Here is a 20,008-nt window from a genome sequence, read left to right on the forward strand (position 1 = left end):
GTGGTGGGCGGTGGCGGTGACTACCTGTGCCTTGATTATTCCGAGAACTCGCTGCTCCCCAAGGTGGTGTTCTATTTTCATGAACTGGGCCTGCCGGACGGCCTGTTTGAGGTGGCAGATTCATTCAGCAGCTTGCTGGGCATGCTGCAAGAGGAGCGCTGAAACTGCGGGTCACGCTGACGAAGAACTTGCCGCTTGAGGCAAGCTTGCTAGAGTCAAAAGCTCTGCCCCCAAGCCTTTGGCGTTTTCAAGGATCGATCATGCCCCCCACTCTTCAGTTATTTGCGCCTGATGTATTCCCCTCTGCCCCTGCCGAGGTTCGCGCCTACACTGTCGCCGCCTTTCGAATTGCCCAGCGAAGTGATCAGCTCTCACTGATTGCCATGTCAAAACCCCTCTTGGAGTTTTTGCTGAAAAAGCGTGCGCTGGGCTACTGGATCCAGAAAAGCAGGCTGATCGAGGTGGATCAAGGCTATCGCCTCACTGACCAGGGGCTTGTCATTTGCCAATCGGCTTTGGCAGACCAACTCGCCACCCACAACACGACTGCGGACCGGGTGGCCTACTGGGAGAACGAGTTCCGCCGCAACAGCCAACTCCCGCGCGCGGAAACCTTTCGGATCTGAGGTGGTTGTTCCCCCGAGCGGACGGACCGCCCCGGTGCGCTTCCGCTCATGGCCAAACCCGCCTTATTGCTGCTGAAAAGCCACTTTCACCCCGAGCCCGACAAACAGCGTGCCGATGATTTTGCCTTCCCAGCGACGCAGCCTTGAAAGGCCCTTGAGGCACTGGCTCAAGGGGCGAATGGCGATTGAAAGCAGGCTGGTATAAACCGCACTGAGCCCCGAAAAAATCAAGCCCAGCACCGCGAATTGACTCAGGGACGAACCCGATTCCGGGTGAATGAACTGCGGCAGGAATGCGAGGAAGAAAATCGCGGTTTTCGGGTTCAGGACCTCCGCGCCCACCGCCTGGAAAAAGGCCTGGCGCGAGGCCACATCCGCCAATGGCATGCTCCCAGTAGTTCTCGATCGAGCAAAAAAAGCACGCGCCCCCAGGTAGATCAGGTAACAGGCACCCGCCGTTTTCACCACATTGAACGCGAGCGCAGACGTCATCAGAATCGCCGACAGCCCCAGCGCAGCGCTCAGCGTATGGATCAGATCCCCCGTCGCGACGCCCAGCCCGGTGGCAATACCAACCTTGCGTCCGCCCTGCAAGGTGCGTGTGATCACCAACAGCACGGCGGGGCCGGGGATCAGGAAAAGACCGATAACGACGGCTACGTACGTCACGATAGAGGCCAGGTCAAACATCACGAGTCACCTAAAGGCAGGGCGGGACCACAGTTATCCTGAAGTGCAGTTCGAAAGCAAACGCTGTGTCCAGGTCAGAGGTGGGTCGGATGCGGTCATTGGTCAAAGGCCGTTAGCGGACAAAAGCGGTCATGCAGGTTTAAGACTGTTGCGCGCCATCGTTCCAAAACGGAAGTTGCGGGGCGTGATTTTCCACCCGTCAAAAGGCAACCTCGCACCGTGCTTCAGCGGCTTGTACTCGTAGGGTCAGACCAGACTCGAAGCGCAGGACAAGATGATGATCTGGATGAATGGTATCGGTGAGGTAGCAGGTTTTTGTCTCGGCATCGGACTCCACCACGCCAATCGACTGTATAACTCGACTGTCGTCGCCCACCTGGTTTTCATCTGCTCCACTCGCTGAAAAGTAGTCAACCTCATGGAAGCTGATGGTGATTTTCCGCGCTTCTTCCGTCGGCACCCAGGCTTCAGTTCGTCGAGTAAAGCCAAGTACAGCCAAACGATTCACGATGTCGTAATGGATGGCAGTGGCTTGGTAGAAGTTATGTAAATCGTACGCACGGCCGTGAATCTCGACCTCGATATGCCCGAACACGAAACCATGGAATTGCATGGATTAACCCTGATGATCTGCCGGTAGGCATGCATCGTACGGTATCGCCGCAATGGTCGCCTCTGGCGGACAACAGCCGCTGCCGCCCGCCCCTGCTACCCCTCTGCGCTAAAACCCCTACTCCACCCCATCTCCTTTAATCCCCTGCGCGAACTTGCTCATCAGCCGCACCAGATTCTCCACGTCCTGCTCCTCCCAGGTGGAGAAGATCGCCAGGCCGATCCGCTCCCGCGCCTCATCCACGCGGTCGGTCATGGCTTTGCCTTTGGCGGTGATGACGGACTCGCGCACGCGGCGGTCGGCGGCGCTGGCCTGGCGGTCGATCAGGCCCAGGCTTTCGAGCTTGGCGACCTGGCGGCTGACGGTGGTGTAGTCGCGGCCCACGCGGTCGGCCAGTTCGACCACGCCAATCGGCCCCAGGCGCTCCACCAGCACCAGCAGCGGGAACAGCGCTCGGTCCAGGGAGATCCCGGCTTCGCGGACCATGGCCTCGTCGCGCTGGGGGCGGTTCATGACGCCGACGATTTCTACCAGCGCGCCGTGAAGCTCGCGGAGCTGAGCACTAATATGTGTATTTTGCACTTTATTTGTTGACACGCTTTTGCCCTCGCTCAAATATGTGCATCTTGCACGCTTTGGAGCGGATTATGAAACAACCACTCGCTGTTCAGGTGTTGATTTGCGGCGCGGGCGCTGCCGGTTTGACGTTGGCGATTGATCTGGCGCGAAGGGGCATTTCCCTGCGCCTGATCGAAAAAGCCCCGCAGCCGTTTCATGGGTCACGCGGCAAGGGGTTGCAGCCCAGGACCCTGGAGGTCTTCGAGGATATCGGCATCCTCGAGCGGATTTGCGCCATCGCGGACGCTTATCCGCCTGAGCGCCGCTATCACGACGATGGCCGCCATACCGACGCCGAGGTCATCCAGCACCAGGCCCCTACCCCTGCCGAACCCTATCAACAGCCGCTGATGTTGCCGCAATTCCTGACCGAACAGCTGCTGCGCGAGCGCCTGCTTGAACTGGGGCAGCAGCCGCAGTGGGGCTGCGAGTTACTGGGTTTCGAGCAGGATGCCGACGGGGTCAGCGTGCGCCTGGCCGGCAAAAACGGTGAGGAGACCCTGCGCGTGGGTTGGCTGGTGGGCGCCGATGGCGGGCGCAGCCTGGTGCGCCATGAGCTGGGGATCGGCTTTCCGGGCAAGACCCTTGGCGTGCGCGCCGTGGTGGCCGATGTGCAGGTGTCGGGGCTGTCTCGCGACTACTGGCACCGTTTCGGCGATGGCGACATGACGCGGCAGATCTCGCTCTGCCCGCTGGCCGGGACCGATCAGTTGCAGATCCAGGGCCCGATCCCCCTGGAAGGCGAGATCGACCTCAGCGCCGACGGCCTGACGGCACTGGTGGCGCAGCGCAGCGGGCGCGACGATATTCACGTGCACGCGGTGTCCTGGGCCTCGGCCTACACCATGCATGCGCGGCTGGCCGATCAGTACCGTGTGGGCCGGGTGTTTCTGGTGGGAGATGCGGCGCATATTCATCCGCCCACCGGTGGCCAGGGCCTGAATACCAGCGTGCAGGACGCCTACAACCTGGGCTGGAAACTGGCCGCGGTGATCCATGGCGCGCCGCAGTCGCTGCTGGATACTTATGAGGAAGAACGGCGCCCCATCGCCGCCTCGATGCTCGGCCTGGCGACCCACCTGCTGGAGGCCCAGAAGCGTGGCGATATACGGCGCGGCCGCGACGTGCAGCAGCTGGATATCGGTTACCCGCAGTCCACCCTCGCGCTGCAGCAGCCCAGTCGCACCCTGGGCGTGGCAGCCGGCGACCGCGCCCCCGATGCACCGATACGCAGCGCCTCCGGGCACCGCTCGCGGCTGTTTAACCTATTCCAGGGCCCGCACTGGACCTTGCTTGGCCATGGCCTGGAGCGCAGCGCCGTGCGACCTCGGCCCGGGTTGCGTATCCACAGCGTCGGTCCGCGCGGCGACGTGCTGGACGATCAGGGGCACTGGCAACAGGCCTACGCCCCGGCCCTCGGCGATTGGCTACTGATACGTCCGGACGGCTACATCGGTGCAATCATCAACCACAGCGCGGTCGAGGCCCTGGAAAACTACCTGCAGCAGGTCGGCCTCGGAGCGGCCACGGCCGGCAATGGCGAGGAGACCCAGGCCACAGGCTGAGGACCGCGCAAGGCGATCCTGTGCTGCTCAAGGTCGAGCGGGCAGGAACGCATGCCCCTGAATCGCTCCTAGCGCCTGATTTATTACATATGTATATTCGCATATACGTAAAAACGCATATTAGGTGACACACCCATGAACCTGCTGCCTCCCGCTGTCTTCAAGTGCCTCGGCGATGAAACCCGCTGCCGGATCATGCTGATGCTCTGCGCCCAGGGTGAGCTTTGTGTCTGTGAACTCATCTGGGCACTGGATGACAGCCAGCCGAAAGTCTCCCGCCATCTCGCGCAACTGCGTACATGCGGGCTGCTGGAAGACCGCCGTCAGGGCCAGTGGATTTACTACCGCCTGCACCCGCAATTGCCGCAGTGGGTCAACGACGTGCTCAGCCTCACCCTCGAGGCCCATCGAGCCTGGGCCGACGGCGACAGCGAGCGCCTGGCGTCCATGCCCGGCCGCCCTGTGCGCGCAGCCACCTGCTGCTGACTCTTCGACCCGGGACTGTCCGATGTTGATCGCGGCTTCAATTTTCGCTCTCACGCTGCTACTCGGGCTGTTTGCCCTTGAGCCCCTGGGCATCTCCATCAGCGCGGTCGCGGCGGCTTGTGCACTGATCCTGTTGGTGATCGCGGGCCTGACCCATACGTTCGCGGCGCTTCTGGACAGCTTCGCCGCCCACGGCCTGTGGGCCGCCACCCTGGGCGCCGGGGTCACCGCGGCGCCGCTCTCCTGCATCATGAACAATATGCCCAGCGTGCTGATCGGCGCGCTGTCCATCCAGGGCAGCGAGGCCGGCGGCCTGATCCGGCAGGCCATGATCTACGCCAACATTATCGGCGCTGACCTGGGGCCTAAGATCACGCCCATCGGCAGCATCCTCACCCTTCCCATCCTGCTCGTGAACCTGGCCGCACGGGCCTTGCGCCTGAGCCTCCACGCCTAGGAAACGCTGATGAAAGTCCTGTTCATCTGTACCGCCAATAGCTGCCGCAGCGTGCTGTGCGAAGGCCTGTTCAACCTTATGGCCCCCCAAGGCCTGAGCGCCGTAAGCGCCGGCAGCATGCCGAGCGGGCGCCTCAACCCGCGCGCAGTGAGCACCTTGCAGGCCCTGGGCGCAGATACCTCGGCCCTCTTCAGCAAGGGTTCCGACAGCTTCGCCGAACACCCGCCCGAGGTGGTGATCACCGTGTGCGACCAGGCTGCCGGCGAACCCTGCCCGGTGTACTTCGGGCCCGCCCTGAAAAGCCATTGGGGCTTGGCCGACCCGTCCGAGGTTACGGGTAGCCCCGAGCAAATCCAGGCCGCTTTTGACGCCACCGTCATCCACATTCGCCAGCGCCTGACGGCGTTTTTTGCCCTCGATCTCAACGCCCTCGGCCCAGCGGAGCTGAAACTGGCGTTGAACCGCATCGGAGACCTGTAATGAAAGCGTTCACCCACGACACCCCAGACGACTGCCCCAGCCTGGACCTCGCGCTGCTCGACGTGCCCGGCCCTGAAAAGTTGGTGCCGCCCGAGCAGCCCCAGCACAAGCCGCGCATTCTTCTGCTGTACGGGTCGACTCGCGAGCGCTCCTTCAGTCGGCTGCTGACCCAGGAAGCGGCGCGCATTCTGCAATGGATGGGCGCAGAGACCGTGATCTTCGACCCCTCCGGCCTGCCACTGCCCGATGACGCCCCCGAGGATCACCCCAAGGTCCGGGAATTGCGCGACCTGGTGCTGTGGTCCGAAGGCCAGGTGTGGTGCTCTCCGGAACGCCACGGCTCGATATCGGCGGTGTTCAAGGCGCAAATCGACTGGATTCCCCTGACGCAGGGAGCCGTTCGCCCCTCACAGGGCAAGACCCTGGCCGTGATGCAGGTGTGCGGTGGCTCGCAGTCCTTCAACACGGTCAACCAGCTGCGGGTGCTCGGGCGCTGGATGCGCATGGTCACCATCCCCAACCAATCGTCGGTGCCCAAAGCCTTTCTGGAATTCGACGAGAGCGGGCGGATGAAGCCATCGCCCTACTACGACCGGGTGGTGGACGTGATGGAGGAGTTGATGAAGTTCACCTGGCTGGTGCGTGGCAAAGCCGCGTACCTGGTGGATCGTTACTCCGAACGCAAGGAAAGCGCCGAAGCGCTCTCCACGCGGGTCAACCAACGCGTCCTCTAAACCTGCCGGGCCGATTCAAGCCCTGCACTCAGCGCCCGCGCACCGCGTAAGATAGCCAGCGCCCTAATGCCGATCAGTTAAGCGATAGAGCGAGCACAAAATAACCTGTGGCGAGGGAGCTTGCTCCCTCGCCACGAGTACAGCGATCGTCCTTAACTGACTGGCATTAGCCAGCCCCCCCCCTCTTTCAGGAGCCCTGAATGCATTGCCCTACCTGCGGTGAATACGGAGACCTGGTGCTGCTCAAGGTCAAACGCACCGGCGCCCAAGTCATCGCCTGCACCGAGTGCGATTCGCTGTGGAAAACCGTGGATGTGACCACCCTCGGCGAGCCGCTGCTGGATGTGGCCGACTATCTGCGCGAGCACCACCTGCCCCCGAAATGGAGCGAGCTGGAGCTGTTGCGCAGGGTCTGAGCCGTCCCCGGCTCCCTGCGCAACAGCCCACCCGGGCTAAGGCATAAAGCGCCAATACACGCCATTGGCATCACTCACCTGCGCCAGCTTGCGCCGCTGCCCTGGGCGCTTGCCGGTGTTGATGATGTTGTAGATGTCGTAAATCAGCGTGGTCGAATCACCGTAGTACGAGTGGCTGAGAAAGTCGGTCGTGATCAGGCTGGCGTCGACCGTATCGATGCCCGGCACCACCAGCAGGTTGTCCGAGACAAAACCCGCACGCGGGTATTTGTGAAAGGTCTTGGAGGCCAGCAAGGCCAGGTCCTTGTCCGAGACGTACATGGTTACCGGCCATTTGGCAGGGCTGATGCCGGGGACGATTTCATCGGCAAACACATCGGAATCGATATCCGGCGCCGCCAGGATCACTTCCTTGATCTTGCTCCGCAGCTTGGGGTGCTTCAGGTTCAGCGTCACCAGGCTGCTGGCCACGGCGCGATTGCCCATGCTGTGGGCGATCAGGTAGACCTTTTTCACATGGGGCTGTTTCAGGTAGTCGACCAGGAAGCTGTAGAACTTGGTCTTGGCCGCCTCCACCGCGGCTTCGTCGGGCACGTACTCTTCGGTCCTGCCGGCCGAGGGCCAGCTGTAGAAGGCCGGCACACCTTTGAAGTCCAGGTCGTAGGCCATCTGCGCGGTGCGTTTCGCGGCGTCTTCAAATGCCACGTTGTAGCCGTGCACGTAGATGAAGCTGGAGCCGTTTTCCTTGAGGCGATGGCTGATCAGTTGCTCAAACTCGGCCTTGGGCACAATGCCGCCGCCGAGGATCGAGACATGCTTATCCGGATTTTCCGACCACTCGAGCTTGAACCAGGACGGGGTCTCGACCACTCCGGTCTTGTGGTCGAACGGGATCTTCACATGACAGTAGCCGTAGACCAGGGCCTTGCCGCGCTTGGTGCCCAAGGCATCGACGCAACCGGTGGCGGACAGCACATTGCGGTTGCTGGCAAAAAACACGGTGACGATGCCGGTCATCTTATCGACGAACTGATTGCGCGCCGGGTCCGCGTCCTTGGGCAAGGTGCCAATGGCCGCCCCATCGACAGGGGGCTGCCGGTACGGGTCATAAGTGCCCTCGCCGTCCTGCAGGCCTCTGCCCCCGCTGCCGCAGGCACTCAAAACAGCCAGCGCGGCCAGCAACAACATGCGCACGATCGCATCCATTCGTATCGGTTCCCGGGGTGTGGGCTGAGGAAAAACAGCCCGCGGATTTAATAGAAATACGCCACGGGTGTCCAATCAAGATGGTGTGGCAGCCGGACCCGTGGGCAATAAAAAACGCCGCTGGCCCGGACCCGGCCAGCGGCGTTGCAGTTGCATCAATGCTGCGTGTGCGTCGCCTACAACAGGCGGCGTTGCACGGCTTCTTCCAGGGTGCTGCGGGCCAGTTCCTGGACCACCTCACGGGTGTCCTGCTGGAACGGAATGGTCACGATCAGCAGCAAGTGCATCCAGGTGCGCACCGATTCGCTTTTGCGGATACGCCCCACTTCCTTGCCGTCCTTGTCCTTGAACACGGTTTCCAGGGTGAAGGTGTTTTTCGCCGTGCTCGGAATGATAAAGAAGGTCGCGCCGGTGATGATGGCCGAGGCCATGTTGAACTGCTCGTTGTTGTACAGGGTGGCTTCGGCGTACAGGTCCGAATCGACCTTGTCGGTGCTGACCCGGCTAAAGCGCCCGGACTGGCGGAACGCATCGGCCACTGCTGCTTCCCAAGCCACGGCCGGGGTACCGCCAGCGGCATTGGCCGGTCCGCCGTTGACCTGATTCATGGCAGTGGTGCGGACAAAGGCGCTGGGCTTTTGCGCCGGCGCTTCAGCGGTCGGTGGCCAGGCCTTGACCGGGGTCAGTTCGTGTTGCGAATAGGACACGCAGCCGCTCAGTAAAACGGCGGCCAGCACCAGGACGTGCTTGATGGAACCCAACATAGGTTGCTCCTTGAACTTACTGTTTCGGCAAACGGGCGGTGGCGGTGTCGAGCAACTGCGAGACCAGTTCGGTCAGTTGCTTGGCGCCCATGGTCGGGGCCCAGTATTCACGCCCGTACAGGCCGACATTGCGCTCCAGCTTGAGCTGCTGCTTGCTGCTGGCCAACTCCTTGCCGTCGCGGTCGACCACGACCAGGTCGCCGGCCAGGTCGAAGCTGTCGACGTAGATCGGCCCGTTGACCCAAATCCAGATGGTCAGAGTCAGCAGCGCCCCGGGGAAGTAACCCGGATGCGGCCCGCGATGGCCCTTGAGGGAAGTCATGTTGAATTTCAGCACCACGTCGTTTTCACCAAGGCGCGTCGGGTATTCGCTGACCTGATTGAAATAGGCGCCGGCCTTCACGTACTGGTTGAGCTGGCTGGTGAGCGAGCGGCTGATGGCGGTGCGGGTGGCTTCATCGATACCGGGGGCGGACACCACCACATCGGCCAGTTGCGCGGTGCGCGGGCTGGTGACCGGGGCCTGGTGCGGCTGTGCGCCAACCGGCCCGGTGACGTTGTAGGAAACACAGCCGGTCATCGACAACGTGGCGATAAGGGCCGCGGCCTTGAGCAAGGTTTTCAACACAAAACTTCCTTATTAATGGGCAAACAACATCAACGTCTCGACCCGGGGGCCGCGAACTTTAGGAAAAAACTCGGGAGAACGTGGCGCGGCCGGGCTGCGGCCGCATCGTTAATGGGTTGGGGCCTTGAACGGCGGCGCACCCAGGCGCGCCGCGTCGATGCCGCAGGCCATATTGCGCAATTCGCCCAGCAGCGATTGACGGGGGAAGCCGGCCCATTGCGGGACCTCCTCCTTGCGCATGACCTCGACGCCCTGGGCAAAGGGCTCGGAAAAATACACCCGGCCAAACTGCGCCGTTTCGTCGCGCTCACAGTTGATCACCCGGATCGCGCGGGAACTGTTGATCGGCGGTTTACCACTGAGTTGCGCCGGCTTGGTGTAGTTGTTGACCAGATAGAACTGCCGCAACTGCGGGTTGTTCTGATACAGGCCCAAGGAATTGGCCGCAAAGTAAGTGGCCAGCTCCGGGCTCTCCACCACCTTGAACATGCCCAAAGGCGCAGCCGGCGGCGCTTGCGGTACCGGCGCCTGCTGCACACCACTATGGCTGCAACCGCCCAACAGCAGCACCGCGCTCAAGCACCAAAGCCGGTTCATTGGCCAGCCCCCTTCGCCATATCCGGTCGCTCCTGCTGCAGCAATCGTGCATCCACATTGCCCTGCAACGAGCAGAGCAACCGGGTCTTGCCCTCTTCAACGCTGAGCATCAGGATCTTCTCCGCCGAACCCGGTGCCGGGGCAATGCCCGAAGCCGCTGCCGGGTTGTCCTGCCATGGCACATCGGCACTGAGCTTGATCTGCGGCCGAGAAATAAAGTACTCCCCCGCCTCCTGCCAACCCGCTTGGGGCAACGCGGCCATGATCGCCTCACGGCTGGCATCGACCTCAAAACCCCAGAAGTAGTAGGTGCCCATCACCCCCAGATCAAACACCCGATCGTAATAGCCGGTCAGGCGCAGGCCCTGATCGTCGAGGGGCTTGGAGAACGGCTGAAGCGCAGTTTGCGTCTCACGCCGGTCAGCCACCGGCACCCAGGCCAGGCCGCGCTTGTCGTCCTGGGCCAGTTTCACTACCCGTGCAAGTTCGCCGCGCTGGCTGTACAGCGTTTTGAAGAATGCAGGCTGGCACTGGGTCAGGCTTTCAGTAAGGTTGGCGGCCATTGAGCTGTTGGCACAGAAGCCGAGCAGCAGCGCCAGCAATGGCTTGGCGGTGGCACGGGGAAAAAGGCGCGGCAGATCCATTGGGTGGAGGCTTCCTGATGGGGCGGAAAAATAGGCGACTTTAAACCGGTGATGGCGTTGGGACAAATTTGTGTGGGGGTGGGGGTTGTTTGCTGTACTACGAGGCTGATAACGGCAAGCGATGGATGTTCGAGCGAGGGGCAGCTTGACCAGCTCGGCCCTGCGGTTTTCGCGTTACCCGCTTCGGTGGCGTGTCGCCCATCGGGTCTGCATCACCAAAGCCGGCAGCAGATCACCTGGCCACACTGCTGTATTTCCCATGAGCAGCAGCAATACCTGCTCGATCTTTGGCTGTGAATCAGTAAGTTCGCGGGCCAGGTCAGTAGCAACGTGTCCATGCAATTCAACTTGACCGGGTTTAATTATCGGAGCTTTCAGTTCACGGGCCAAAAACAGGCTCGTCGTAATTTGAAGCGATTTGACTTCGGCAATAAGCAGTCCGCAGACAGAGTATCCGCACAAATTAATCCAGACTTCGCGCTCAGCGCGATGTACTAACACCTGCGCCGCGTAGTTCCTCAAGATAACGCATTAGTACATCTGCCCTATTGCCTGGCGCTTTACATTGGGATCACATCTGCTCAGCTGTCACTCCGTCCTCGACGCCCAGCTTCTACGTTATTTAAACCCCTTGATGGAACTTGAAAAGGATCTGTTTTTTGAAAAGTTCAACCACTAGAAAAATGGTTTTAAGCTCGTTGATTGTTGCGGGCTCTACATGGACCGCCGCAGCGGTTGGCGCGACAGGCTCCTCGGCACCGTGCACCAACGAAGCGGATTTCCAAACAGGCACCGTAGTGGAATATGAAAGTCGCGATAACGTGTCGCCGGTGCCCAGTCGCAACAAGTCTGAAACCTTGGGTCGAAAAGACTTTGCAGGAACCAATCCGGTGGCGGTATCACACACCACGTTCATGAACAGTGCACCGGTGTTTCTCACCACTACTTTTTCGCAAATCAAGGACGGCAAGTTGATTCGTTATGGTGATCGGCACGGCGTCGGCGATTCATTGACCACGACACGTTACAACCCTCCCGCCGCCACCCCGGTAGATTTTCAACCTGGGCAGACAGTCACTATCAATTACAAGAGCCAGGTCGTCAGCAGCGCCGCAACGATTGATTTCGACGTGACAGAAAAGCTGACATACAACGGGCGTGAAACGATCAAGACGCCGCTCGGGACCTTCGAGACCTGTCGCTTCACTAATGAAGTTTCCACAGGACCAATGTCCGGCGATCAACCGATACAGAAGGTCATCGTCCAAAACTGGTTTGCTGCCGAGGGGCCGTATCGCGGGCAGTCAATCAAGTCAGCCAGTCGCTCTGGCAGCGATGGGCAAGAGCGGGTCGTTGAAATGATCAAGATGAGCTATGAGACTCGCGCCAACTAAACATCTCTCGTCCTGAAGCACGGAGAACAGTTCTTCTGGTTAACGGACGCACTGACGCTGTGTTTGCCACCGTTACAGTGCCTGGTTGTTTCGGCAAAGTCGGCAAGGGGACGCATCACTGGATGCCGTCCCCCTTGATATCGACAAGCGAACCGCTTGGCGTGTTCAGGCGTCAACCTACGCCGCGGTCTTATCTGAAGTGGGATGCATCAATAAAGTTTGTAGTTATCCACCACGTCATTCACGAAGTAAATAATCAACCGAGATCCCTTGGCCTGGCCATGACCGTTTTGAGCGCTGGCCACACTGCCGACATCATTGGCGACACCCTGGGCTTTAGACACTTGCGCCGAAGCGTCATACAACTTCGCTCTTGCATCGTTCGAGACATATTTGTTGGCCAAGGCCATATATTTATCCAGACCTTCTTCGCTTTTATTGTAGGTCCAATTGGAGCCGTTGCTGCGACTCGCCGAATCAAGTTGCTCTTCTGCCGGAGCCCCGAACAATTGCTGCACCTGAGTCTTGGTAGTTTTACCCGAAACAATGGTTTTCTTCAGGTAAACGGCGTCGTATTTTTGTGCCCCCGGGTTCAAGGAACTCATCAAGTCGCCGGTATTTGCACAGCCTCCCAATACCCCAGTCAGCAAACAGAGTGCGAATACGACTCTGAGTTTATTCATATATTTTAAGCGCATAGACTCACCTTGAGGTGTGTTCAGAATTGTTCAAGTCCGACCGAGTTCACGGAAGCTCACCAGCAGAGTGCAATCAATCGACTTATTGGTTTTCACTGCAGACAGACACGCAGGCGCACATCAAATCTGACATTGGAGTAGATTCCGCGTGCGTACTGGCTACTGTGTTGGGCTTATACAGCTTATGTGGGCGGGATGAATCGATGCTATAGCACAGATGTGCTATAGGCGGCCAATACCGAACTACCTAGTATGGCGCGGCATATAATGGAGACTTGTATAACTCAAAAACTTACTTGCGCCACTGTTTACAGTGGCATTATCGAATCAGCATAAACAAAATCAAAAACATGAAGTATGAGTCACTGTTTTATCTGTTGCGATACGGCATTGAGGCCCTGAACCCCCTAGTGAAGCATCGCCTTCATCAGCCCTTGCGCCGGAAGGAGAACACGGTACCGCTGCAGCCGTTGTCGTCCCGCAGGTAGACATCGAAGGTCTTGCCGACGACGGCGTAGCTGACCGTCACGACGCCCACTTCATTGGACAGATAATTGCCCGCCATTGCCGGCGCGAAATCGATCGCGTCGCGGGCGAGCAGGTAGAGATGCTCGTTATAGACGCTGGTGGCGGGCGACAGCGTCTTCAGGTGATCCTCCATTACGCTGTTGGGAGGCTGGCTGATCTGGTAGTTCATGCCAGCGTCGCGGGGCTGGCTGATCTCGTACTGCATGCCAGCGTCGCGGTACGGGATCGACAGCAGCACCTTGCCATCGACGCTCAGGCGCGTGGCGAGCGAGGTGTCCAAGTTGACCGTCATGCTGTTAAGCCGGTGCAGATCCTCGCGTGTCAGACTCACGTCCGAGACCTCGACGTGCCCATCCTCGACGACCGAGAAATTCGACTTCCATCGGCCCTTGTCTCGCCACGACTCCCACACACCGCTGGGGCAGCCCACGCCGCTGACCCTATCGAGCGCGTAAGTGCCGATCGCCTGCGTGAGCATCTCGCGCTTCGAGCCCATGATGATTTCCGAGGTCTGATGCGCGTAAACGGGCAAGCGCCGGTTGCCATCGGCCGAGGCCCAGTTGCCGTCGAGCGTGTCACTGACCAGCATGCCGGTGAAGGTGCCGGTGCGTTGGCCCGCGCTCCCGAACTCGCTCATCGTAAAGGTCCCTGATGGGTCGATCTCGCCGCTCAGGTAGAGATCATTGCGCTTGCCGGCAGGGCGATAGCTTCCCGTCAGCCTGCCGTCGACATTCTTGAGATTCATCGTAAACCCATGGCGATCGCCGATGCGGCCGGCGAAGGTCTTGTGGAAGTACTGAGGGTCGGCCAGCGCCGCGGTGGCGGTCACCCAGGACACAAGCACGGCGACGATCTGCAGGGCTGGACGAAACATGGAGAGCGCTCGAGATTGAAGGGGGCGCAATTGTGACACTCCGTGCCAACCGGTGACACGCGACCACGCGCGGAAATCGCTTGGCTGGAAGAAATTATCAGCCTAGTGATCGTCAGCATGTTCGGACCAGGCTGCCACGGACCGCTCCTGGCCGGAGCTGCCGTAGGGTGAACGTCAGCCAGTGGCCGAATGAAGCCAGTCAAATGCGCTTATGAAACAAGGGCACTTCAGTGTTCAGCAGCACTAAACAGAACCTGATTTAACCGCCACACCAAAGCTGACCATTACCAATAGCAGCCCAATCACGCTCCAGTGCAACACTGCCAGCTTGCGTTTAAGGGACGCTGGAAAGTGGGCTAAATCTTCGGAACTTAGCTCGCCCCTTTTCAAATAAAACGCAGGGAAGGTAACTATTCCCGCAATGCCACCTACGAGCAGAAGCTTTCCCCAAGGCCCAGCATGTCGAAGCGGAGCACGCGTCATGATGGCTGAGCAATTTTTCAGGTGTTCCAACATCAAATCCATCTTCGTATAAGCCAGGTACAAACAGCCCCCAATCCAAAGAAAAATCCCTGCCAGATCAATGAGGGCAACGGACAGGAGTAGCTTGTCGACAACGTTCAAACTCATTTTCCCGCCTCATGGATCTTCTCACCGGCCCATTCGCCTGTAGCCCTCAGGCTCTCCAGCGTAGGAGCCTGCACAGCGGGAACTGCGTGTTCCCGTATCTCTTCAGTGTCTCCGGCCCGAGCGCCAAGTGTTCAGCGATGGCGCCAGGGTAGTGTCGAGCCCCAAACCCAACAACCGACCAACCGTCGCAGCTTGTTTCCTTATCCCCCTTCAGCGCCCACTGCCTGAGCGATGGGGCTGGGTACGCAACCCGGCTTACCAGCGCAACGATGGGCTTGCGTCCTTGCGTGTCTCGGCCAGGAACAGTGCTGGCAGAAACGCCGCAAGGTAGCTGAACTCCGAGTAGCAATGTTGAAGCAGCCCCAGGCCCAGTTCATCCGGTACTTCGGCTCGCGGATCGCGGCAGGAGCGGCCAAGGATGAAGCGGCTGCGCAGCACACATCCGGTATCGGTCGGGTCGCCGTTCGGGTCAAGCTCCACATCCGCGCCAAAACCGATTCTGGCGCAGATGATGGCGGACACATGCTCGCGCCGGAAGGCCTCGCGCAGCGCCGGGTCGGCAAAGACATCACGGGGGTCATGGAACTTGAGGGTGGCCTCCACGGGCGGGATATCCCCCAGGGACTCCACGGCGCGAATGGTCGCCCCGATGTAATTGACCCCTCGGACCCACTGCTCGTCCCAGCCCTTGTGCTCGATATGGTCGTAGGGGTGCCACCATTTGATGTGCTCGGTGGTTTCAAAAAAAGTGAACCACCAATCGAGCATTTTGCCTTTGCAGCCGCGCAACTCATTGTGCACGCAGACCATCAGGCAGCCGTCGGGCAGCCGGGTAATGCCCATTTCAAGGTGCAGGGGCGTCGGCGACAGCATGGCCGAATGGTCGCTCCAGGGTGTCGCCAAGGTGGAAGATTTCATGCCGTGCTCCTTTTAGGTCAGGTCGCATTATTATAGAAACGCTTAGCGTTTCTCAATTACCCGATGATAAAGTCCGCCCGCCACTTCAGGAGCCTTTATGAGCAATGACATCCAGCCGGCAAAACGCGGGCGGCCGGCCCGCTCACAGGAACAGACAGTCGAGCTAATCGTGAGCGGGGCAACGCGCCTGCTGCTGAGCCAGGGTTACAGCGCGACCACCATGGAAGCCGTCGCGGCGCACTGCGGCCTGGCGAAAAAAACCCTGTACCGCTTCGCGTCCAACCGAAGTGAGCTGGTGGGCTTGGTGATTGGTTCCTGGACCCAGGGGTTTGCCGATCTGTTCGACGAAGACCCGCTCGCGGCGGACGATTTGCTTGCCGTGTTGGGCCGACTGCTGGGCGCGGTGGCGGACAGGGCGCTCAGCGACGATGCGGTCGGGCTGTTCAAGCTGCTGACCCAGGACTTTGCGGAGCGTAGCTTGGCCCTCGAGGCCTACCAGGCCAATGGCATCGAGCATGCGACCCTGCTCCTCGCCAACTGGCTGAGCAGGCAGGCGGCCAGGGGCCTGGTGACCATCGCCCAACCCCAGGTGCTGGCGCGCATGATTTTATCGCTGGTGATCGCCGAACCCTTGCGCAGAAGGGCCTTGGGCCTGGAGCTGGCGGATGACAGGGCTACCGTGGCCAGCCAGATCGAGGGCTGCATGCAGTTGCTGTCGGGGCAGGCGTTCAGCCTGAAAGCGGCGTGCCGCTAGCGCTGTTCAGCCACGGCCGATGCAGGTTCCAGCAATCAGGTAACGATCGATACCGTCACTGGCCGACTGCAATTGCGAATACGGCCGGCCAAAACGCTGGCTGAATCACAGATGGACCCGAGCCTGATTCCTGACCTCGAGAGTGGCATCCAGATCTTTGCGGAGCTGTTGAGCCGAGTGGGTGACTTCGTTTTCGGCCTCCCATGACAGGTCATCATCGAAATAGAAGGTGATAGGCGCCGAGCGTTCCTGGCGAGTGAGGCCATACCGAGCAGATGCCTGCCTAGCCCCGGGGCTGGGCTTTACTTGGCTGTCGATGGCTTTTGGAAGCCACCTGTTGGTACTCGTTGTTGTCGGCGGGTTTCTCTGGGCGCAAGGTCGACGGCGTGTTGCGAAAGCGGTTATGCACTGAGGTTTTTTTGGGCTTGGGCCGAATGCTTTCGGGATGAGCGGCCTTTCCCGAGGCGGCCGACAGGAAAGCCCCGGGTTCCATCGAAAACCGCTCTGCCAGCGCGTACGCCATCTTGTGACTGATGGGCCGCGCGCCAGCGAGCACCTTGGACACCGCTGTTTTATCGCCAATTTCAGGGAGGTCCGAGCCGGTGAGCCCGAGGCTTTCCATCAGGTCCTTGATCAACTGCACCGGGGTGCAAGTCGCCGCAAACGCGGCGTTCGATTCGCGAAACTGCTCGGCGTCGCGCTGGTAGGCCAGGATTTCGTCCTCGAGCTCGACCAGGATTTTTTCCTCGACCTTGCTCAGTTCACGCCCGTCGGTGAGTTCATCGAGCAGGTGAGTCGCCCGCTCATAGTCAGCGGGGGTCTTGATGCCGTGCACAAACTCACTGCGCAGGCGTTCCAGCACCGCGTGCAGCTCGCCCAGGGTTGCGATCACGGTTTGAAGGTCATTGCGGGCTGCGCTCATCGTTTTACCCCTTTGTTTCTGGCATACCAGGCGCTGGCAACGTCGTAGTCGGCATGCGTGTAGATGTGTTTGACGTAGAACTTCTGCCGGGTGTAGTTGACCCCGCCCAGCACCCTGAGGTTATTGCCGCCTACGTCGATCACGACCCAATTCATGGCCGCTCTTGGCTTGAACAGGTCGACCCCTTGCGGACCGAAAAGCGCTTGCAGGTCCGCGAATTCTTTCGGGCGTGCCATTCGTAAAAGGCGAAGGCAACGATCAAGCCCGGCTTTGTCGTTCGGATACAAAATCGCTGCATCGTCGAAACGTGATGGTATGAGAACGTCCATAGGCTTCCCTGTCTATAAACCCAGGCTACTCTGGTTGTGTTTTTTAACAACTACTGTTCGTCGACTGCCTGAAGCGTAAAGGACTTGCCCTGCGCGAGGATCACCTGGGCTGTTGCCCAGCGTTGGCAAGCGTCAACATCTACAGTGGCGGCAGCGTAAGTGCCGTGGCTGGAGCGGACAACCGGCAAACCGTCGCAGCTTATTTCCTTATCGCCCCCTCCCCCTGCGGCACATCCCCACAGGCAATTGCACAGCCCCGGCCCTTTCATGCATCATCCACAAATGTTAAGCATTCTCATTTAAGCATCTACCCACCATGACTCCTCATCTGCTGCTGGTCGAAGACGACGCCCGCCTGCGCAACGACCTGCACCTGCACTTTTGCCAGCGCGGTTTTTCCGTGACCGCCTGCGACAGCGGCACCCAGGGCCTGGCGGCGGCGCGTGCCGGGCATTTTGACCTGGTGTTGCTGGATATCATGCTGCCCGGCATGGACGGCCTGGCCTTGCTTGAAACCCTGCGCAGCGACCAGGACTTGCCGGTGATGCTGATGTCGGCCCTGGGGGCCGAGCAGGATCGGATCAGCGGGTTTACCCGGGGCGCCGACGATTACCTGCCCAAGCCCTTCAGCCTGGCCGAGCTGGATGCGCGGGCCGATGCCTTGTTGCGCCGCGCCGCGCGGTCCCAGCCCCAGGCGGCGCGGGCGCTGCCCCAGGCGCTGGGCAGCCTGGATTTTGACGAACTGGCGCGCGATGTGAGCCAGCAGGGCCAATACGCCGGGCTGACCGACTCCGAATACCGCTTGCTGGTGACCCTGCACGAGCACCCCGGCGAGGCGCTGAGCAAGGCCTTTCTGTACCAGAGCGTGCTGCACCGCATCTATACCCGGCTCGACCGGGGGCTGGACGTGCACGTGTGCAACCTGCGGCGCAAGTTGGCGGCGATTGGCGCCCAGCATTTGCAGATCCAGGCCGTGCGCGGCCAAGGTTATATCCTGGTGGACACGGAGCGCAGTTGATGCGGCGTCATCCGCTGTTATGGAAACTGGCGCTGCTGCAAATCAGCTTTTGCCTGCTGCTGACCTGGATTATCTGGATCTGGGGCCTGTCGGCGGAGCGTCGCACTTACTTCCTGGAGCCCGCAGACCGCCTGTACCTGGCGCAGTATGCGCAGCAGGCCGAGGCAATCTGGCGCGCCCAGGGCAGCGCCGGCGTCGAGGCGTTTCGCCAGCAGCTGGCGGACCGCGAGCACACTTGGGTCGCCGTGCTCGGCCCACGCCTGGAGAGCCTCGGCACCACGCCGCTGGACACCGAGGATTACCGCCACCTGACCTTTATGCGCAAGCTCGATTGGCCGATGAGCCGGCGCCTGCAGGATGAATTGCCCTACGTCAGCATCGCCTTCCCCGAGCAGCCGGCGCAGGGCCAACTGGTGCTGCAATTGCCGGAGCGCCTGCTGCCCCGTGGCCTTACGCCCTGGACCCACGTGCTGAGCCACGGGGTGATGCCGACCCTGCTCGCGGCCCTGCTCGGCCTGTTGCTGTACCGGCAGTTGGTGCTGCCGCTGAATCGCCTGCGGGACCGGGCCGACGCGCTGCGCGCCGATGACCTGGAGAGCGAGGGCCTGGGCACGCCGCTGGTCAATCGCCATGACGAGCTGGGCGAACTGGCCCAGGCCCTGGAGCATATGGCCGAGCGCCTGCGCCAGAGCCTGGGCCAGCAGCGCCTGCTGCTGCGTACCCTGTCCCATGAACTGCGCACGCCCCTGGCGCGGCTGCGGATTGCCCATGACAGCCCGCTGCCGCCGGAGCACCTGCGTCAGCGCCTGGACCGGGAAATCAACGACATGCAGCGCCTGCTGGAAGACACCCTGGACCTGGCCTGGCTCGACACCGAACGCCCGCAACGCCCCAGCGAACCGGTGCTGATGCTCTCGGTGTGGGAGGCCCTGCGCGAGGATGCCTGCTTTGAAAGCGGCTGGGCGCCGCAGCGTCTGCGCTGCCTGCTGGGCACCGACTGCTGCGTGCAGGTGCACCTGGACAGCGTGGCCCAGGCCCTGGAAAACCTGCTGCGCAACGCCATTCGCTATTCCCCCGAGGGCGGCCAGGTCACCCTGCGGGGCTGGCGTGAAGGCGCGTATTGGCACCTGTGCCTGGAAGACCAGGGCCCGGGGGTCGCCGAAGCTGACCTGCAGCGTATGTTCCTGCCCTATCAGCGCCTGGAGTCGGCCAGCGGCGACGGTTTCGGCCTGGGACTGGCCATCGCCCGCCGCGCCATCGAGCTGCAACAGGGGCGCTTGTGGGCCAGCAATGGCACGCCGGGATTGTGCATGCACCTGCTGTTGCCGGCGGCGCCGGAGCCGAAGTGTTTAGAAAGTTAATGCGCTTTACTCTCAAATAGCAGTCATTATCATTCGTGACCTTCCTGTTTCAGGCTGA

The 20,008-nt window shown here is 60.8% G+C and carries 26 protein-coding genes and 2 pseudogenes; 12 read left to right on the top strand and 16 right to left on the bottom strand.

What is annotated here, in order from left to right:
• Both ACOZJV_RS31030 and ACOZJV_RS31035 read left to right on the top strand, forming a co-directional pair.
• Window positions 1-162, top strand: a complete 162-nt coding sequence (locus ACOZJV_RS31030; RefSeq protein WP_421549255.1) for an SMI1/KNR4 family protein — start codon at window positions 1-3, stop codon at window positions 160-162.
• A gap of 98 nt (window positions 163-260) precedes the next feature.
• Entirely contained in the window at window positions 261-626 is a 366-nt protein-coding gene (locus ACOZJV_RS31035) for a hypothetical protein (protein WP_421549256.1), read from the top strand.
• Window positions 627-689: 63 nt separating this feature from the next.
• Here ACOZJV_RS31035 and ACOZJV_RS31040 read toward each other — a convergent pair whose 3' ends face one another.
• The 3 genes from ACOZJV_RS31040 to ACOZJV_RS31050 all read right to left on the bottom strand — a co-directional run bounded on the left by ACOZJV_RS31040 (window position 690) and on the right by ACOZJV_RS31050 (window position 2,442).
• Window positions 690-1,316: a LysE family translocator gene (locus ACOZJV_RS31040; RefSeq protein WP_421549257.1), complete on the bottom strand. Its 627-nt coding sequence runs from the start codon at window positions 1,314-1,316 to the stop codon at window positions 690-692.
• A gap of 199 nt (window positions 1,317-1,515) precedes the next feature.
• Window positions 1,516-1,929, bottom strand: a complete 414-nt coding sequence (locus tag ACOZJV_RS31045; RefSeq protein ID WP_421549258.1) for a hypothetical protein — start codon at window positions 1,927-1,929, stop codon at window positions 1,516-1,518.
• Between the two features lie 117 nt (window positions 1,930-2,046).
• A complete protein-coding gene (locus tag ACOZJV_RS31050) occupies window positions 2,047-2,442 on the bottom strand; it encodes a MarR family winged helix-turn-helix transcriptional regulator (protein ID WP_201131712.1) in 396 nt (131 codons plus the stop codon).
• Window positions 2,443-2,576: 134 nt separating this feature from the next.
• Here ACOZJV_RS31050 and ACOZJV_RS31055 point away from each other — a divergent pair, with 134 nt between their 5' ends.
• From ACOZJV_RS31055 to ACOZJV_RS31080, 6 genes and pseudogenes are all read left to right on the top strand, one after another.
• The gene (locus ACOZJV_RS31055; protein ID WP_421549259.1) at window positions 2,577-4,112 is read left to right on the top strand and encodes an FAD-dependent oxidoreductase; all 1,536 of its coding nucleotides are present in this window, start codon (window positions 2,577-2,579) and stop codon (window positions 4,110-4,112) included.
• Between the two features lie 135 nt (window positions 4,113-4,247).
• Window positions 4,248-4,598, top strand: a complete 351-nt coding sequence (locus ACOZJV_RS31060; protein ID WP_078473320.1) for a metalloregulator ArsR/SmtB family transcription factor — start codon at window positions 4,248-4,250, stop codon at window positions 4,596-4,598.
• A 10-nt stretch (window positions 4,599-4,608) separates the two neighbouring features.
• Window positions 4,609-5,055: pseudogene (locus ACOZJV_RS31065) on the top strand (ArsB/NhaD family transporter); the annotation flags it as partial.
• A gap of 9 nt (window positions 5,056-5,064) precedes the next feature.
• Window positions 5,065-5,535, top strand: a complete 471-nt coding sequence (locus tag ACOZJV_RS31070; RefSeq protein ID WP_421549260.1) for an arsenate reductase ArsC — start codon at window positions 5,065-5,067, stop codon at window positions 5,533-5,535.
• Window positions 5,535-6,269, top strand: a complete 735-nt coding sequence (gene arsH / locus ACOZJV_RS31075; protein WP_078473322.1) for an arsenical resistance protein ArsH — start codon at window positions 5,535-5,537, stop codon at window positions 6,267-6,269. Before ACOZJV_RS31070 ends, arsH begins: the two co-directional genes overlap by 1 nt.
• A 200-nt stretch (window positions 6,270-6,469) precedes the next feature.
• Window positions 6,470-6,685, top strand: a complete 216-nt coding sequence (locus ACOZJV_RS31080; protein WP_078473323.1) for a hypothetical protein — start codon at window positions 6,470-6,472, stop codon at window positions 6,683-6,685.
• 36 nt (window positions 6,686-6,721) lie between these two features.
• Here the strand turns inward: ACOZJV_RS31080 and ACOZJV_RS31085 are convergent, their stop codons facing one another.
• The 6 genes from ACOZJV_RS31085 to ACOZJV_RS31110 form a co-directional block, all read right to left on the bottom strand.
• Window positions 6,722-7,891 (bottom strand): alpha/beta hydrolase, encoded by a 1,170-nt coding sequence (locus ACOZJV_RS31085; RefSeq protein WP_421549261.1) that lies wholly within the window; start codon window positions 7,889-7,891, stop codon window positions 6,722-6,724.
• Window positions 7,892-8,067: 176 nt separating this feature from the next.
• Entirely contained in the window at window positions 8,068-8,655 is a 588-nt protein-coding gene (locus ACOZJV_RS31090) for a hypothetical protein (protein WP_201131715.1), read from the bottom strand.
• Between the two features lie 16 nt (window positions 8,656-8,671).
• Entirely contained in the window at window positions 8,672-9,283 is a 612-nt protein-coding gene (locus tag ACOZJV_RS31095) for a hypothetical protein (RefSeq protein WP_421549262.1), read from the bottom strand.
• A 108-nt stretch (window positions 9,284-9,391) separates the two neighbouring features.
• A complete protein-coding gene (locus ACOZJV_RS31100; protein WP_421549263.1) occupies window positions 9,392-9,880 on the bottom strand; it encodes a surface-adhesin E family protein in 489 nt (162 codons plus the stop codon).
• On the bottom strand, window positions 9,877-10,524 hold the full coding sequence (locus tag ACOZJV_RS31105; protein WP_421549264.1) for a hypothetical protein: 648 nt from the start codon (window positions 10,522-10,524) through the stop codon (window positions 9,877-9,879). Before ACOZJV_RS31105 ends, ACOZJV_RS31100 begins: the two co-directional genes overlap by 4 nt.
• 174 nt (window positions 10,525-10,698) lie before the next feature.
• Window positions 10,699-11,046, bottom strand: a complete 348-nt coding sequence (locus ACOZJV_RS31110; protein ID WP_421549265.1) for a hypothetical protein — start codon at window positions 11,044-11,046, stop codon at window positions 10,699-10,701.
• Window positions 11,047-11,207: 161 nt separating this feature from the next.
• On the opposite strand from ACOZJV_RS31110, the gene ACOZJV_RS31115 reads away from it, so the two are divergent.
• Window positions 11,208-11,918, top strand: a complete 711-nt coding sequence (locus ACOZJV_RS31115; RefSeq protein WP_421549299.1) for a hypothetical protein — start codon at window positions 11,208-11,210, stop codon at window positions 11,916-11,918.
• Window positions 11,919-12,127: 209 nt separating this feature from the next.
• Here the strand turns inward: ACOZJV_RS31115 and ACOZJV_RS31120 are convergent, their stop codons facing one another.
• The 4 genes from ACOZJV_RS31120 to ACOZJV_RS31135 form a co-directional block, all read right to left on the bottom strand.
• The gene (locus tag ACOZJV_RS31120) at window positions 12,128-12,616 is read right to left on the bottom strand and encodes a hypothetical protein (RefSeq protein ID WP_421549266.1); all 489 of its coding nucleotides are present in this window, start codon (window positions 12,614-12,616) and stop codon (window positions 12,128-12,130) included.
• Between the two features lie 427 nt (window positions 12,617-13,043).
• On the bottom strand, window positions 13,044-14,018 hold the full coding sequence (locus tag ACOZJV_RS31125; RefSeq protein ID WP_421549267.1) for a hypothetical protein: 975 nt from the start codon (window positions 14,016-14,018) through the stop codon (window positions 13,044-13,046).
• 243 nt (window positions 14,019-14,261) lie between these two features.
• A complete protein-coding gene (locus tag ACOZJV_RS31130) occupies window positions 14,262-14,648 on the bottom strand; it encodes a hypothetical protein (protein ID WP_078473332.1) in 387 nt (128 codons plus the stop codon).
• A gap of 255 nt (window positions 14,649-14,903) precedes the next feature.
• On the bottom strand, window positions 14,904-15,566 hold the full coding sequence (locus ACOZJV_RS31135; protein ID WP_421549268.1) for a DAPG hydrolase family protein: 663 nt from the start codon (window positions 15,564-15,566) through the stop codon (window positions 14,904-14,906).
• A 97-nt stretch (window positions 15,567-15,663) separates the two neighbouring features.
• Between ACOZJV_RS31135 and ACOZJV_RS31140 the strand changes: the two genes are divergently transcribed.
• Window positions 15,664-16,320 carry a TetR/AcrR family transcriptional regulator gene (locus ACOZJV_RS31140; protein ID WP_421549269.1) on the top strand — a complete coding sequence of 219 codons (657 nt, stop codon included), beginning with the start codon at window positions 15,664-15,666 and terminating at the stop codon, window positions 16,318-16,320.
• Between the two features lie 15 nt (window positions 16,321-16,335).
• On the opposite strand, the pseudogene ACOZJV_RS31145 reads toward ACOZJV_RS31140, so the two are convergent.
• The 3 genes and pseudogenes from ACOZJV_RS31145 to ACOZJV_RS31155 all read right to left on the bottom strand — a co-directional run.
• A pseudogene (locus ACOZJV_RS31145) lies at window positions 16,336-16,548 on the bottom strand (nucleotidyltransferase family protein); the annotation flags it as partial.
• Between the two features lie 55 nt (window positions 16,549-16,603).
• On the bottom strand, window positions 16,604-17,242 hold the full coding sequence (locus tag ACOZJV_RS31150; protein ID WP_421549270.1) for a helix-turn-helix domain-containing protein: 639 nt from the start codon (window positions 17,240-17,242) through the stop codon (window positions 16,604-16,606).
• Window positions 17,239-17,571 (bottom strand): type II toxin-antitoxin system HigB family toxin, encoded by a 333-nt coding sequence (locus tag ACOZJV_RS31155; RefSeq protein WP_421549271.1) that lies wholly within the window; start codon window positions 17,569-17,571, stop codon window positions 17,239-17,241. The genes ACOZJV_RS31150 and ACOZJV_RS31155 overlap by 4 nt, the downstream gene beginning before the upstream one ends.
• A 316-nt stretch (window positions 17,572-17,887) precedes the next feature.
• Here ACOZJV_RS31155 and ACOZJV_RS31160 point away from each other — a divergent pair, with 316 nt between their 5' ends.
• Window positions 17,888-18,589 carry a response regulator transcription factor gene (locus ACOZJV_RS31160; RefSeq protein WP_078473336.1) on the top strand — a complete coding sequence of 234 codons (702 nt, stop codon included), beginning with the start codon at window positions 17,888-17,890 and terminating at the stop codon, window positions 18,587-18,589.
• Window positions 18,589-19,950 carry a HAMP domain-containing sensor histidine kinase gene (locus ACOZJV_RS31165; RefSeq protein ID WP_421549272.1) on the top strand — a complete coding sequence of 454 codons (1,362 nt, stop codon included), beginning with the start codon at window positions 18,589-18,591 and terminating at the stop codon, window positions 19,948-19,950. Before ACOZJV_RS31160 ends, ACOZJV_RS31165 begins: the two co-directional genes overlap by 1 nt.
• The last annotated feature ends 58 nt before the right edge of the window (window positions 19,951-20,008 follow it).

The organism is Pseudomonas sp. QD4 (assembly GCF_049199125.1).
Classification (GTDB): Bacteria; Pseudomonadota; Gammaproteobacteria; order Pseudomonadales; family Pseudomonadaceae; genus Aquipseudomonas.

Bases quoted from the DNA above. Each gene is read 5' to 3' on its own strand.
- ACOZJV_RS31165 (WP_421549272.1), top strand. From the start codon at position 18,589: ATGCGGCGTCATCCGCTGTTATGGAAACTGGCGCTGCTGCAAATCAGC.
- ACOZJV_RS31140 (WP_421549269.1), top strand. From the start codon at position 15,664: ATGAGCAATGACATCCAGCCGGCAAAACGCGGGCGGCCGGCCCGCTCA.
- ACOZJV_RS31050 (WP_201131712.1), bottom strand. From the start codon at position 2,442: ATGAACCGCCCCCAGCGCGACGAGGCCATGGTCCGCGAAGCCGGGATC.
- ACOZJV_RS31085 (WP_421549261.1), bottom strand. From the start codon at position 7,891: ATGGATGCGATCGTGCGCATGTTGTTGCTGGCCGCGCTGGCTGTTTTG.
- arsH (WP_078473322.1), top strand. From the start codon at position 5,535: ATGAAAGCGTTCACCCACGACACCCCAGACGACTGCCCCAGCCTGGAC.
- ACOZJV_RS31070 (WP_421549260.1), top strand. From the start codon at position 5,065: ATGAAAGTCCTGTTCATCTGTACCGCCAATAGCTGCCGCAGCGTGCTG.
- ACOZJV_RS31155 (WP_421549271.1), bottom strand. From the start codon at position 17,571: ATGGACGTTCTCATACCATCACGTTTCGACGATGCAGCGATTTTGTAT.
- ACOZJV_RS31125 (WP_421549267.1), bottom strand. From the start codon at position 14,018: ATGTTTCGTCCAGCCCTGCAGATCGTCGCCGTGCTTGTGTCCTGGGTG.
- ACOZJV_RS31150 (WP_421549270.1), bottom strand. From the start codon at position 17,242: ATGAGCGCAGCCCGCAATGACCTTCAAACCGTGATCGCAACCCTGGGC.
- ACOZJV_RS31120 (WP_421549266.1), bottom strand. From the start codon at position 12,616: ATGCGCTTAAAATATATGAATAAACTCAGAGTCGTATTCGCACTCTGT.
- ACOZJV_RS31055 (WP_421549259.1), top strand. From the start codon at position 2,577: ATGAAACAACCACTCGCTGTTCAGGTGTTGATTTGCGGCGCGGGCGCT.
- ACOZJV_RS31035 (WP_421549256.1), top strand. From the start codon at position 261: ATGCCCCCCACTCTTCAGTTATTTGCGCCTGATGTATTCCCCTCTGCC.
- ACOZJV_RS31040 (WP_421549257.1), bottom strand. From the start codon at position 1,316: ATGTTTGACCTGGCCTCTATCGTGACGTACGTAGCCGTCGTTATCGGT.
- ACOZJV_RS31045 (WP_421549258.1), bottom strand. From the start codon at position 1,929: ATGCAATTCCATGGTTTCGTGTTCGGGCATATCGAGGTCGAGATTCAC.
- ACOZJV_RS31060 (WP_078473320.1), top strand. From the start codon at position 4,248: ATGAACCTGCTGCCTCCCGCTGTCTTCAAGTGCCTCGGCGATGAAACC.
- ACOZJV_RS31135 (WP_421549268.1), bottom strand. From the start codon at position 15,566: ATGAAATCTTCCACCTTGGCGACACCCTGGAGCGACCATTCGGCCATG.
- ACOZJV_RS31090 (WP_201131715.1), bottom strand. From the start codon at position 8,655: ATGTTGGGTTCCATCAAGCACGTCCTGGTGCTGGCCGCCGTTTTACTG.
- ACOZJV_RS31100 (WP_421549263.1), bottom strand. From the start codon at position 9,880: ATGAACCGGCTTTGGTGCTTGAGCGCGGTGCTGCTGTTGGGCGGTTGC.
- ACOZJV_RS31105 (WP_421549264.1), bottom strand. From the start codon at position 10,524: ATGGATCTGCCGCGCCTTTTTCCCCGTGCCACCGCCAAGCCATTGCTG.
- ACOZJV_RS31160 (WP_078473336.1), top strand. From the start codon at position 17,888: ATGACTCCTCATCTGCTGCTGGTCGAAGACGACGCCCGCCTGCGCAAC.
- ACOZJV_RS31080 (WP_078473323.1), top strand. From the start codon at position 6,470: ATGCATTGCCCTACCTGCGGTGAATACGGAGACCTGGTGCTGCTCAAG.
- ACOZJV_RS31130 (WP_078473332.1), bottom strand. From the start codon at position 14,648: ATGAGTTTGAACGTTGTCGACAAGCTACTCCTGTCCGTTGCCCTCATT.
- ACOZJV_RS31115 (WP_421549299.1), top strand. From the start codon at position 11,208: ATGGTTTTAAGCTCGTTGATTGTTGCGGGCTCTACATGGACCGCCGCA.